The 13,286-nt window shown below is 53.3% G+C and carries 10 protein-coding genes; 6 read left to right on the plus strand and 4 right to left on the minus strand.

What is annotated here, in order from left to right; all coding sequences use genetic code 11:
• Window positions 1–18 precede the first annotated feature (18 nt).
• Window positions 19–1,185, minus strand: a complete 1,167-nt coding sequence (locus tag FPL19_RS07335; RefSeq protein WP_150911801.1) for an acyl-CoA dehydrogenase family protein — start codon at window positions 1,183–1,185, stop codon at window positions 19–21.
• A gap of 272 nt (window positions 1,186–1,457) precedes the next feature.
• On the opposite strand from FPL19_RS07335, the gene FPL19_RS07340 reads away from it, so the two are divergent.
• From FPL19_RS07340 to FPL19_RS07365, 6 genes are read left to right on the plus strand one after another with little or no spacing between them, the layout of a single operon-like run.
• Window positions 1,458–2,624, plus strand: a complete 1,167-nt coding sequence (locus tag FPL19_RS07340; RefSeq protein WP_150911802.1) for an acyl-CoA dehydrogenase family protein — start codon at window positions 1,458–1,460, stop codon at window positions 2,622–2,624.
• Window positions 2,625–2,635: 11 nt separating this feature from the next.
• A complete protein-coding gene (locus FPL19_RS07345; protein ID WP_150911803.1) occupies window positions 2,636–3,415 on the plus strand; it encodes an enoyl-CoA hydratase in 780 nt (259 codons plus the stop codon).
• A 14-nt stretch (window positions 3,416–3,429) separates the two neighbouring features.
• Window positions 3,430–4,500 (plus strand): enoyl-CoA hydratase/isomerase family protein, encoded by a 1,071-nt coding sequence (locus tag FPL19_RS07350; RefSeq protein ID WP_150911804.1) that lies wholly within the window; start codon window positions 3,430–3,432, stop codon window positions 4,498–4,500.
• 12 nt (window positions 4,501–4,512) lie between these two features.
• On the plus strand, window positions 4,513–5,409 hold the full coding sequence (mmsB, locus tag FPL19_RS07355; RefSeq protein ID WP_150911805.1) for a 3-hydroxyisobutyrate dehydrogenase: 897 nt from the start codon (window positions 4,513–4,515) through the stop codon (window positions 5,407–5,409).
• 39 nt (window positions 5,410–5,448) lie between these two features.
• Window positions 5,449–6,636 carry an acetyl-CoA C-acyltransferase family protein gene (locus FPL19_RS07360; protein ID WP_150911806.1) on the plus strand — a complete coding sequence of 396 codons (1,188 nt, stop codon included), beginning with the start codon at window positions 5,449–5,451 and terminating at the stop codon, window positions 6,634–6,636.
• Between the two features lie 32 nt (window positions 6,637–6,668).
• Window positions 6,669–8,321, plus strand: a complete 1,653-nt coding sequence (locus tag FPL19_RS07365) for an electron transfer flavoprotein-ubiquinone oxidoreductase (protein ID WP_150911807.1) — start codon at window positions 6,669–6,671, stop codon at window positions 8,319–8,321.
• Window positions 8,322–8,522: 201 nt separating this feature from the next.
• Here FPL19_RS07365 and FPL19_RS07370 read toward each other — a convergent pair whose 3' ends face one another.
• The 3 genes from FPL19_RS07370 to FPL19_RS07380 are packed head-to-tail and all read right to left on the minus strand — an operon-like array spanning window position 8,523 to window position 13,245.
• The gene (locus tag FPL19_RS07370; protein WP_150911808.1) at window positions 8,523–10,133 is read right to left on the minus strand and encodes a Tn7-like element transposition protein TnsE; all 1,611 of its coding nucleotides are present in this window, start codon (window positions 10,131–10,133) and stop codon (window positions 8,523–8,525) included.
• Window positions 10,087–11,625 carry a TnsD family Tn7-like transposition protein gene (locus tag FPL19_RS07375; protein ID WP_150911809.1) on the minus strand — a complete coding sequence of 513 codons (1,539 nt, stop codon included), beginning with the start codon at window positions 11,623–11,625 and terminating at the stop codon, window positions 10,087–10,089. The genes FPL19_RS07370 and FPL19_RS07375 overlap by 47 nt, the downstream gene beginning before the upstream one ends.
• 12 nt (window positions 11,626–11,637) lie before the next feature.
• Window positions 11,638–13,245 (minus strand): AAA family ATPase, encoded by a 1,608-nt coding sequence (locus tag FPL19_RS07380; RefSeq protein WP_225314328.1) that lies wholly within the window; start codon window positions 13,243–13,245, stop codon window positions 11,638–11,640.
• Window positions 13,246–13,286 lie beyond the last annotated feature (41 nt).

A 13,286-nucleotide genomic window follows, 5' to 3' on the forward strand; every position in this document is an offset into this window, starting at 1 on the left:
AGTTCTCCCGGATATTGATCAGTAGGATTTGGGCAAACCCAGAACTCTCTCGGCGATGAAACAGAGGATCAACTGGGGAGATACCGGAGCGATACGCGGCAACATCGATTCACGGAAATACCGCTCAACATGGTATTCCTTGGCGTATCCCATACCGCCATGTGTCATCACCGCCGTTTCGCAGGCGCGATAGCCGGCTTCGGCGCAGAAAAACTTAGCGGCGTTGGCTTCGGCACCACAGGACAGCCCCTGGTCATATAGCCAGGCGCCTCGCTGATACAGAAGAGTGCCTGCTTCAAGATCGATCCACCGCTCAGCCAGGGGATGCTGGATGCCCTGGTTCTTACCAATCGGACGGTCAAAGACAATCCGCTCGCCCGCGTACTTCGCCGCCCGTCTCAGCGCTGCCCGACCAAGGCCTGTTGCTTCAGCGGCCAACAACAAACGCTCGGGGTTGAGGCCATGAAGTATGTATTTGAAACCTTCACCCTCTTCACCGATACGATCTTCCACCGGAATCTCGAGGCCATCAATAAATAGCTGATTGGAATCCACTGCTTTCCGGCCCATCTTTTCGATTTCGTGGACATCAATCTTGCTGCGGTCCAGATCCGTGTAAAACAGACTCAAACCATGGGCTGCGGATTTCACCTGATCGATGGGCGTGGTACGAGCCAGCAGCAAAATCTTGTTAGCTACCTGAGCCGTTGAAATCCACACCTTCTGCCCGTTGACCACATACTTGTCACCCTTGCGCACGGCAGTAGTTTTCAGCTTCAGGGTATTGAGCCCGGTATTAGGCTCCGTTACACCGAAGCAGGCTTTCTGCTTACCTTCGATGATCGGCGGTAACCAGCGCGCTTTCTGCTCGTCGTTGGCGTGAACCACCACCGGGTGCAAACCGAAAACATTCATATGGATGGCCGATGCACCAGACAACCCCGCGCCGGACCCACTCACTGTTTCCATCATCAGGCACGCTTCACTGATACCCAGCCCCGCTCCGCCATACTCTTCGGGCATTGCAATGCCCAACCAGCCGGCACTTGCCATTGCGGTATAGAAGTCCTCGGGAAAACCTCCAACCTTGTCTTTATGGGTCCAGTACTCATCGTCGAAGTTTTTACAGACATCCTCGATTGCTGAGCGGATAGCTGTCTGGTCTTCAGTTAGTGCGAAGTTCATAGCATTCTCTCTTCAACAACAGCCCACCAACATAAGGGCCCGTTTATGTTCTATCAATATTGTATGGTACCATACCGCATGCCTGAATATTTGACAAGAGTGGACGGGAAGCGTGAGATCCTTCTCAGGAAGAAATCCAATAAAATTTTAAATCAATCGGTTAACCAATTGTTAATTTGCATATTACCTGTCACGCCACACTAGACTGCTTTCTCCTATCGACTGTATTATGCTAGCATACTGTAATTAGAAATATATTTAGGATGAAATCAATGCATTTTAATCTGACGGAAGATCAGCACGCTTTCCGCGATGCGGCCCGAGCGTTTTCCGAAAAAAGCATGGCACCGCACGCAGCGGAGTGGGATGAAAAGCATATATTTCCAGTGGATGTCATCCGCGAAGCCGGGGCCCTCGGCTTTTGCAGCCTCTATGTTCCAGAAGAATATGGCGGTTTGGGGCTGAGCCGGTTGGACACCTCGATAGTTGTTGAGGAATTGGCTGCCGCATGCCCATCAACCGCTGCATTCATCACCATCCACAATATGGCCACGTGGATGATTGCCAGCTTTGGCAGTGACCAGGTTCGAAATGCGTTTCTGCCGAATCTGGTAACAGGGGAAGCTCTGGCCTCCTATTGCCTGACGGAGCCGGGCGCCGGATCAGACGCAGCCAGCCTGCGAACCCGCGCTGAACGCGACGGTGATGACTACCTGATTACCGGTTCCAAGATGTTTATTTCGGGGGCTGGGTCCACGCAGGCATTGGTGGTAATGGCACGCACCGGCGGACCAGATAGCGGAGCTAAGGGCATTAGTACTTTTGTCGTTCCCGGCGATGCCGAAGGTATTCAGTACGGCAAGGCTGAAGACAAGATGGGGTGGCATAGCCAACCTACCCGTCTGGTCAGTTTTGATCAGGTTCGCATTCCTGCCAGCAATCGTTTGGGTGAGGAAGGTGAAGGATTTGCCATTGCCATGAAAGGGCTTGATGGCGGACGCCTCAACATTGCCACCTGCTCGCTGGGGGGCGCACAAGCTGCTCTGTTACGGGCAAGGAACTACATGCATGAACGCCAGCAGTTCGGCAAACCGCTGGCCGCTTTCCAGGCTTTACAGTTCAAGCTCGCGGACATGGCAACCCACTTGGTTGCTGCCCGCCAGATGGTCAGGCTCGGTGCCTGGAAACTGGACCAGCAGGACCCCGAAGCGACACTTCACTGCGCAATGGCCAAGCGTTTTGCCACTGATGCCTGCTTCGACGTCTGTAATGACGCATTGCAGTTGCACGGTGGATACGGCTACATCCGCGAATACCCACTAGAACGCTATGTAAGGGATCTTCGTGTTCACCAGATCCTCGAAGGAACCAATGAAATCATGCGGCTGATTGCAGCAAGACGGCTGCTTGAGCCCGGCGTGGTTGAAGCCATCCAGTAAGGACAATGTTTATGAACGCACAAGTCAGGCTCGAAAAAGAGGGGCATATCGCGGTGTTGACCATCGCCAACCCGCCAGCTAATACCTGGACGGAATTTTCGCTGAGCCAGCTAGCAGAATCCGTAAAGCGCCTGAACCAGGATCCGGACATCTACGCGCTGGTCATTACCGGCGAGGGCGAGAAATTCTTCTCTGCCGGGGCCGACCTGAAGACCTTTGCTGAAGGCGATATAAGTACGGCAACTACAATGGCCCAGGCCTTTGGCAATGCTTTCAGCGCACTCACGGGATTCAGAGGTGTATCCATAGCCGCTATCAACGGTTACGCCATGGGTGGCGGGCTTGAGTGCGCACTGGCATGCGATATTCGTATTGCAGAACAACATGCACAAATGGCATTGCCCGAAGCCGGTGTAGGGCTGCTCCCCTGTGCCGGGGGAACACAGAATCTGCCCTGGCTGGTCGGTGAAGGATGGGCCAAACGAATGATTCTGTGCGGCGAACGAATAAACGCTGAAACCGCTGAGCGAATCGGATTGGTCGAACAGGTTGTCGACAAAGGCGAAGCCTTTAACAAGGCAATGGAGATGGCCCAGTTGGCTTGCAATCAAAGCCCTTCTTCGACTACCCGATGTAAACAACTGATCATGAGTGCGCGCACGGGTCGTGGCCATCAGGACGGCTGGCGTATGGAGCGAGAACTTTTTGTCGAATTGTTCAGTACCGATGACCAGCAAGAAGGTGTTAACGCTTTCCTGGAGAAACGCAAACCCGAGTGGAAAAACCGTTAAGTGCTGGAGCCTCTATGTCAGATCAATCAGTCGTTTTCGAAGAACACAATACATCCGGTGGAAAGAAAATTGGCGTAGCCCGATTAAACCAACCCAGGTCGCTCAATGCGCTGTCTCTGGAAATGATCAGGCTGCTGAAGCCACAGCTGGAGCGCTGGCAGGATGACAACGATATAGCTGCGGTCTGGCTGGAAGGGGAAGGCGACAAAGCGTTTTGTGCCGGTGGAGATGTGGTATTCCTTTACGAATCCATGATCTATGAAGACCGCATCAATGACGGGGTCAGCTTTTTCACCGAAGAATACGAACTGGACCACCTGATTCATCGTTACCGGAAGCCAGTCGTTGTCTGGGGTCATGGTTTCGTTATGGGAGGAGGCCTGGGGCTGATGTCCGGGGCCTCCCACAGAGTCGCCACCGAAGGTTCCCGGCTCGCGATGCCGGAAATTTCCATTGGCTTGTATCCGGATGTCGGTGGCAGCTGGTTTCTGGGGCGCATGCCGGGGCGGACCGGGCTGTTTGTCGGGCTGACTGGAATGCATCTGAATGCAAACGATGCCCGTTTTGTTGGCCTGGCCGACCGCTGCGTACAGCATAGCCTTCGAGACACGATTATGGAGGCCATTACCTCGGACAGCGCTCTTGCCAATGACCCGGGTGCATGCATCGACACACACCTTCGTGACGCAGAAGAGCGGAGCCAGTCGGTTTTATCGCCCTCGGTGATCCGTGAGGAACTGGACACAATTGAAAGCCTGACTGACGGTAGTTCTCTTGAGGCCATCTACAAACAGATCACCTCTTATGAAGGCGACTCCAAGCCGCTGAGAAAAGCGGCCTCAACCCTGGCCGCCGGCTCTCCGACATCGGCAGCCCTGGTCTGGAGGCAATATCACGAGTGCCGTCACAACAGCCTGTCGGAGGTTTTCGAGAAAGAACGGAAGCTCTCCCTTCGATGCCTGGAGAAAGGCGAGATGGCAGAGGGTATACGCGCCCTGCTCATTGACAAGGACAAACAGCCACGATGGCGCTATGCGTCTGTAGAGGACCTTGAGTCATCCTGGATAAACAACTTCTTCGAGTAAAAGGAACCTGTTATGACCACTATCGCATTCATCGGCCTGGGCAATATGGGCGGACCAATGGCCTGCAATCTGGTCAAGGCTGGCTACCAGGTCAACGCCTTTGATCTTTCTGATTCGGCCCTGAAAACGGTTACGGACGCTGGTGCAAAGAAAAGCGATTCGGCCACCGCAGCAATCGACGGTGCCGACATTGTCATTTCCATGTTGCCAGCAGGGCAGCATGTGGAATCTCTTTACCTTGGTGAAGGAGGCTTGTTCCAGAAAATCGCCCCCGGAACGCTGGTTATCGATTCTTCCACGATCGCCCCGGAAACCTCGCGCAAGGTTGCCGAAGCGGCTCGGGGTTCCGATATCCGGTTCCTGGACGCACCGGTCTCCGGTGGTGTTGCCGGCGCGACAGCCGGTGCGCTGACGTTTATTTGTGGCGGAGCAGAGAGAGACTACAACGAGGCACGGCCCATTCTGGAAGCGATGGGCAAAAACATCTTTCATGCCGGTGACAACGGGGCCGGACAGGTCGCAAAAATCTGTAACAACATGCTGCTCTCCATACTCATGTGCGGTACCAGCGAGGCCCTGGCTCTGGGCGAGAAAAACGGACTCGACCCCAAAGTGCTTTCTGAAGTCATGAAACAGAGCTCAGGCGGAAACTGGGTGCTTAACGGCTACAACCCTTGGCCGGGCGTTATGGAGAATGCACCCGCAAGCAAAGGGTATCAGGGCGGTTTCCTGGTCGACTTGATGAGCAAAGACCTTGGGCTGGCACTCGACAATGCAGTCACCAACCAGGCAGCCATTCCGCTGGGATCGCTTGCCCGAAACTTGTTTCAGTTTCATGGTCAACAGGGTAACGGACGGCTGGACTTTTCCAGTATTCAGAACTTTTACCGGGATAGTCAGGAGGGCTAACAGTCTCCTTCACCCGGATTGATCAGCGAGGACACGGGTATGTCACACAATCAGGTCTATGTAGTCAGTGCAGCACGTACCGCCGTTGGCAGTTTCGGTGGCTCACTCCGGGATCAGTCTCTAAGCTACCTGGCCACTCATGCGGTGAGTTCCGCCTTGGAGCGCTCCGGAATTGCACCTCACGAAGTTGGCCACGTGGTGATGGGAAACGTCATTCCAACCGAACCCCGCGATGCATACCTAAGCAGAGTCGCCGGAATGGACTCGGGAATTCCGGAAGAAACTCCTGCATTCAATGTTAACAGGCTCTGCGGTTCCGGGCTTCAGGCAGTAATTTCGGCAGCCCAATCCATCATGCTCGGCGATACCGAGATTGCAGTAGGGGGAGGTGCCGAAAATATGAGCCGTGGGCCTTACCTCCTCCCAGCCATGCGCTGGGGAGCTCGGCTAGGGGATAACGGTGTCACAGATTACATGAACGGCATTCTCCACGATCCCTGGAAAAGGAACCATATGGGGATTACCGCTGAAAATGTGGCAAAACGTTACAAAATTACTCGGACTCAACAGGACGAACTTGCTGCGGAAAGCCAAAAGCGAGCAGCGCACGCAATCAGCGCTGGATATTTCACAACCCAGATCTCGCCTTTGACAATAGCTGTCAAAAACGGTGAAACCGTTTTCGACACAGATGAACACGTTAGACCGGATACAACCGTCTTCTCGCTAAACAAAATGAAGCCTGTGTTTACTCGAGAGCAAGGAACCGTTACGGCTGGCAACTCCTCTGGCTTGAACGATGGAGCGGCAGCTCTGGTTCTCGCTGGTGAACGAGCCGTATCCCGGCTAGCCGTGACACCAATCGCTCGCCTTGTTGGTTACGCTCATGCCGGTGTAAGTCCAGATTACATGGGAATCGGACCGGTACCAGCAACCCGAAAAGTCCTCGAACTCACAGGGCTTTCACTGAATGACATAGATGTAGTCGAGGCGAATGAAGCCTTCGCAGCCCAAGCGTGTGCCGTGATACAAGAGCTTGGCTTGGACCCTGCCAAAGTCAACCCTAACGGGTCAGGAATTTCTCTCGGCCATCCCGTTGGGGCAACTGGCGCCATCATATCTACCAAAGCTATTTATGAGCTTCACAGAACGAAAGGTCGATATGCACTCGTGACCATGTGCATTGGTGGTGGACAGGGGATCGCTGCCATCTTTGAGCGTGTGTAAACCATTACTGGAACCAAACCGAGGAGACCAACGTGGAACGCGAATCGATGGAATTTGATGTGCTGATCGTCGGCGGTGGCCCTGCTGGCCTGTCGGCAGCCTGTCGCATCATGCAGATGGCTCAGGAAGCCGAACAGGAACTGACCGTCTGTGTCGTTGAGAAGGGTTCCGAGATCGGGGCGCACATTCTGGCAGGCACGGTGTTCGAGCCCACTGCCCTCAACGAACTGTTCCCGGACTGGAAAGAGAAAGGCGCACCGCTGAATACTCCGGTCACTCGTGATGACATTTTCCTGCTGAAGAACCAGGAAAACGCCAACAAGATCCCCAATGCCTTTGTGCCGAAGAACATGCACAACCATGGCAACTACATTATCAGCCTGGGCAACCTGTGCCGCTGGCTCGCTGAACAGGCCGAAGGCCTGGGTGTTGAGGTCTATCCCGGTTTTGCCGCATCTGAAACCATTGTTGAAGATGGCCAGGTCAAAGGCATCATTACCGGCGACATGGGCGTGGCCCGTGACGGCTCCGAGAAAGACGGCTACATGCCCGGCATGGAACTGCGCGCGAAGTACACCCTGTTTACCGAAGGCTGCCGTGGCCACCTGGGCAAGCGCCTGATCAACGATTTCAAGCTGGACGAAGGCAAAGACCCCCAGCACTACGGCATCGGCATCAAGGAACTGTGGGACATCGACCCGGCCAAACACGAGCCCGGCCTGGTTATCCATACCACCGGCTGGCCCCTGAACGAATCCGGCTCCACTGGTGGCTCTTTCCTCTATCACCTGGAAAACGGCCAGGTGTATGTTGGCCTGATCACCGATCTGTCCTACAGCAACCCGAATCTGAGCCCGTTTGATGAATTCCAGCGCCTGAAGCTGCATCCGGAAATCAGCAAGCATCTCGAAGGCGGCAAGCGAGTGTCCTACGGCGCCCGCGCCATTACCAAGGGTGGCTTCAATTCCCTGCCGAAAATGAGCTTCCCCGGCGGTCTGCTGCTGGGCTGTGACGCCGGCACCCTGAACAGCTCCAAGATCAAGGGCTCCCACTCCGCCATGAAGTCCGGCATCCTGGGTGCGGAAGCGGTGTTCGAGGCGCTAAAGGACGGTAAGAGTGGTGAAGAAATCACCAGCTTCGAGGAGCGCTTCAAGGACAGCTGGCTGTACAAGGAGCTTTACGCCGAGCGCAACTTTGGCCCGGCCATGCACAAGTTTGGCAACATCGTGGGTGGCGGTATCGCCTATTTCGAGCAGAACATCCTGCGGAGCAGCCTGCCGTTCACGTTCCACGATACCACGCCGGACTATGCCACCTTGAAGCCGGCGGACCAGGCGAAGAAGATTGATTATCCCAAGCCGGATAACAAGCTGACCTTCGACAAGCTCTCCTCGGTGTTTATTTCCAACACCAACCACGAGGAAGACCAGCCGATTCACTTGAAGCTGTCCGACCCGGAGATTCCCATCAAGGACAATCTGCCGAAGTACAACGAGCCTGCACAGCGCTACTGCCCGGCGGGTGTGTACGAGGTGGTTGAGGCGGATGATGGCAGTGGCAAGAAGTTCCAGATCAACGCGCAGAACTGCGTTCACTGCAAAACCTGCGACATCAAGGACCCGTCCCAGAACATCACTTGGGTAACGCCGGAAGGCGGCGGCGGTCCGAATTATCCGAATATGTAGCTGCCATTAAAACAGGCGGTTCTGGAGGAAGACATTTCCGGATTTGGAAAGCCCGCACAGCTGAAGACATTCTTTGCCAGATCAATTCCGAGGTACTGAACAGTAGAGATGGGGTTGCCTCCGCTGTTTGAGTCGACCTCTTCAGTTTAGGTCAGGAAGTAGTCCTTTGCCTGCCGTTCGAAAAAAGAACTACGGTCAATCTCAGCACATCGCCAAAGCTATCCGATCTGCCCAATGTTGCAATGAACTAGCCTCTATAAATGCCCTGTTGTCTGAAGATGTTCTGGGATGCGAGATGCGCTTATGGTGGCCAGGAAATATAAGGTTGATATAAGGGGTTGGCCAGTTCAATGAGTTTTGCAATAAACGCTGCTCTAAAGTGTCAAGCGCAGCCTGCCAATCAAAGTCGCGGTTGGGTTGCTTCAAGAGCAGCGTTGATAACCGATTTTTATAGTCAGATGTATCGACTTCCAGAAGAGCATATCGTTTTCCATTTTTATTCAAAAGGTTAAAGGATATACACCGCGGGTTACCGTCCTTCAGTAAATGTTTGGAGTAACCTGAAAGCGCCGGTAACTTTCTAATGCCTCCAACGACCTGTCGACAGTCCTTTGTTTTGAGTAGCTCAACAACGGCAGCAAACGCCTCAAACTTATGTGCATATAGGTGCAAGTCATCACTTTGATCATCAATGGCGTTGAACCCTGCAGCCGGTAACTGACCCCAGATTGTCGGTTCGTCGGTACTGACTTCTGTTTGACCGTCGCCTGTTTCACTACCTTCTTCCAACCCTTTTGCGGCCCCAGATCGCCGACGGCCATTAGAAGCTTTACGAGTTGTCATAACAGGCTGGGAAAACGACAGTGTTACCGGCGGAACATCCAGAATGTGTTCCTCGGAATCCACCATTGGCAACTCATCATCATTAATCAGTGCCTGGTTTGCAGGCACTGTGGCTTTTTGAACGCCCCCACCTTTACCTGCCTGTGGCTCAGCAAATCGGGGATCAAAAAACTCAACCACTTTCGAGCTCCGCGTGCTCAAGTTCTCTGCACTGTAGACCTCATACACAAAGAAAACCTGGGATTCCTTGTGGAACTGACCCCGTACCGAGAGTTCCACGTTCGGCAATGCCGGCGGGTCAAATCGAAACTTCCAGACCCTGTGGCCATTCCTCTCATCCCCCTCTCTCAGCTGGTGTTGAGCAATGCTGCTGAAAGACCGGCGAGCTTCCTCGTCTAACAGCACCCAGGCCAGCAATCGCCGCTGTTCGTTGTTCCCACGCGCTTTCAAAGGGAGTGTGCTGGTCGGAAGGATATGAATTTCCGTTTTGTCTGGATCATCCCCCGGCTGGATATCGAACTCCTCGTTCAATCCGTTGGGAATCATCGCCAGTCGGGCCACGTAGGCATAGTGAAAAAAGAGCACGCGGGCCAGCTCTATCTGGGGCAAGAAGAACTCGATGCCGTCGGATTCAAAACTGAAACACCACTGGTCTCGGTCTTCTTGTTCACTGACGTTTCTGATCGGGCACTCTCGTATTCTTCGATGCGACCAGGCTATGGCATCTTCTATGTGTATCGTCCAGGGGTACCCGGCTGGTTTGAAGTGCTCCGTTGCATTCAGAACTCGTCGTCTGGGCATCAATGCCAGCTGTGAAATACTGAAGTTCTTTTTGCCCTGGCCAGGATCCAGTTTGATATTGATGCGCCAATCAGAGCCACCCAGGCGCCGATGAACGGAACCGATTTCTTTAACCCGACTGTTATCCTTGATTCCCTTGATGGGCGGTGTGGCTGTCTTCGAGGCCATTCAAATAGTCCCATGCTTCATTGGTAAGCCGTATTTCACTGAGACCAGCACAGCGCAATAAGCGCCAGCGAGGCGGGTACACAAAGTTTTCCCGGAGTTCCTTCCACGCATTTCGCAACCGCCGCACCTGATATTGAGCAACGCTTTCGGAATATCGCAACAGAAGCCGCCTGGTTCGGGGCAACCGGTGAAGTTTCTTCTCCAGCGTAGAGCTCTTGCCTAATTGTTTGAGCATAAAGGTTTGCGACTGCCGGGGCCCAGACGTACTCGCTCGTAAGAACCGGAGAATCTCTCGTAATTTTGCCAGGTGCTGCCGATCTCGCTGCTGCCAGTCAATTCTTGGTTTTCTTTTTACGTTTTTTGCCCGTTGTCGAGTGCTATTTACCTGTTTCAGCCAAAGCCGGTTGTATCGGTACAGCCTTGCATAGAGCGCCGGTTTGGCAGCCCTGGCTACCTTCGGTGGCCACTCTTCCAGCATCTTCATCCAACCCTGCTGATCTTGTGTTAAATCGAGCAAGGCTTCAACCTTTGCTCTTTTAGGCATTGCTATCATTGATTGCACTAGCAAATCCCGAACACGATCAATAACTTCACCAATATGCCAGAACTCCGGCAACAACGCTTCATGAACAATAATGTGCTGGAGATAGCTGAAGGATTTCCGATGTTTTCGGAATATGGCTTGCAGCCACAAGTTACCTGCCGGTTCCCCTATCCCCAACCCATACCGACGCAAAAACTTTGAGGACCATTTGGCTAACACGGCTTCGAATATAGCGGTGTGGTCAATCTGGGACTGCCCGCGGATAAAGCCATACTGTTGGGCCAGCCAATGGTAATGGACTGACCACTGCGCAAAGCTCGGAGATACAGCCGGCATTTGCTGCAGTAGTTGTCGGATCTGAACCTGAATCTTTACTGACTGGGCACAAACTGACTTTTGCGGGAACAAGAGGCATACCTCAGGTGAAGCTGCATGATAGCGGTGTCGCTCTACCAGCGGGCGGGGAATAGCGGTATTCAGCAACTCACCATGCCTTTCGCAGCATTCAACACCCGCCACTTGCCATTCACGCTGCCAAAAATATTCTCCAACAGCACGTCCTTGCTCTTTAAGGCATCCCGGGCAATATCGAACGTGGCTCGGCACCTTCACAATAGATGCTGCTACGCCCATCGCGAGGTGTATCGCACCTTGGGATTCACCAGCCATCCATGCCAGACAACGTTTACGGCGCTCTTCGGGGATAAACGGGGCATACAATGGGAACAGGGTGTGGCGGTATGCTAGAGTCTCAACATTGTAGGCGGGCGGCAACCAGCGAGTAACCTTCTCCAACTGGTTGGGCAAATCCAGCGTTGCTATGACCTTTCGGTTGCCATAGATTTCATCCAGCAACTGCTTGGGGCTGATAATGCCCTGCCGAATCCCCGCCCGGGCTACTGTGCTGTAAAGCAGTTCTTTATCGTAAGGTATTGGGAAGTTCAGCATATCGCTTATCGACTAATCAACGGAAGCTAGCCACTGATCGGTGTTAAAAACCAGGCCCGATTGCTGAACTGCGCCAAGCATCCGCTCCTCGTTGGCTGCCTGGGAATGCATGAATCGAAGGTCGTCTGAATTCAGCGTATGCCAGTCTTTTGCCTTGATCGATTTGGGCTTTTGCTTTCTTTTTACAGGTGGTGATTGCTCAGAGGACTGATACCATTTTAGGATGATAGGCATCAGGTCTTTGATCTGTAAGTCGGTATATTCTTCGAATGCTCTTTGAACCAGCGGTTCCAACAAATCCGACTCGTAACCCATATCAACCAGCATGTTGTGTAACCGGATTGCCTGATCGTTACCTCCATACTGCACCGATTTTCGAATCTGATCCTTACTGGATTCCAGCAGGTTACTGAGCTCGAGGATTTTCTTATCGATATCCGGGATCGTGAGGTCTGAATAGCGGGCAATTTTGCTTGGATCACCGGAACGCAATGCTTCGATCATGGGATGAATCGGTTTCAGCTCATCCTGGTAGACCGCTTTCATGATGTTGGGTGTGATTCGTTCCGTACCGGTCACTACTGCTCGAATCTGGGAAAGCACAAACAACTTGATGACGACATCCATGATGCCCTGAGAAAGATCGAACCACAGCTCCCTCAGTTCATCCGGAACGGTTTCACTGGCTTTGGTCAACCACTGGTATTTCCACAGCTTTTGCGTAAACGCCCCCCACTCGGTTCGCAACACGTTTTCTTCAGCTGAGGGTTTGCTCAAGGGTTCCCATAATATCGAGCCAAACCCCGCTCCACGACGTGCAGAACGCAAGTCTGTTTCAAAGACCGGCCTGGCCTTTGGCGTACCCACCATGACGACCGGCACCGAGATCTCATTCACCAGGGTTACGAAAAAGTTCAGCATCTTCTCCGCACCCCCGGATGCGCGAACGCTCAAGTGCTGAATCTCATCAATCACCAGCAAACCGATGGCATAGGTGTTTGCCAGCTGCGACATGAGAGCAATCATTGTCTCCACGCTGTGGCGTTTTTCACCGTAGCGCCTGACATAATTTGTGGCGAGGATGGAATCGATTTCCCGGAAAAAATTGTGGCACAGACTTTTGAGGGAGCCGTCGTGGGGACAGTCGATTTTCAGGAATACGATTTGAGTGAAGTTATGTTCTGGGTGGTGAATCAACTGAGGGTAGGTTGCCAGAATGCGATTGAGCGAACTCGTTTTTCCAGACCCGGAACACCCAATGAACGCCAGGCTTTTCGCGGTCGATTCAACATGGTCAAACCGAAAATCTAACAGGTCTCCGCGCATGATGCGCTCGTAGCCATTCTGTATATGCGCAGAGAGGTCTCCGGTGGCCAGATTTCTGCCAACGTAACCCCCGCGTAGCATGACCGAGATTTTGGATTCCAGCTGAATATGGCGTGCTAACGGCTGAAAAAAGCCATCGAGCAACTGGGAGATGATATGAATTCTGGTCTCACCATCAAGGTATATATCCGCCGGGCGGAGCTTAATGCTTCCGCCGAGCCCGGCCTTTAGCTGTTTGCGTTCAAGGATCGGTGGCAACGCCTCGATCAACGGATTTCCCTGGTAGCTGGGCACGCCCGTCTCCCGGTATACCGCCTTCACCATCCCTGAGAGTA

The sequence above is a fragment of the Marinobacter halotolerans genome, from assembly GCF_008795985.1.
GTDB lineage: Bacteria > Pseudomonadota > Gammaproteobacteria > Pseudomonadales > Oleiphilaceae > Marinobacter > Marinobacter halotolerans.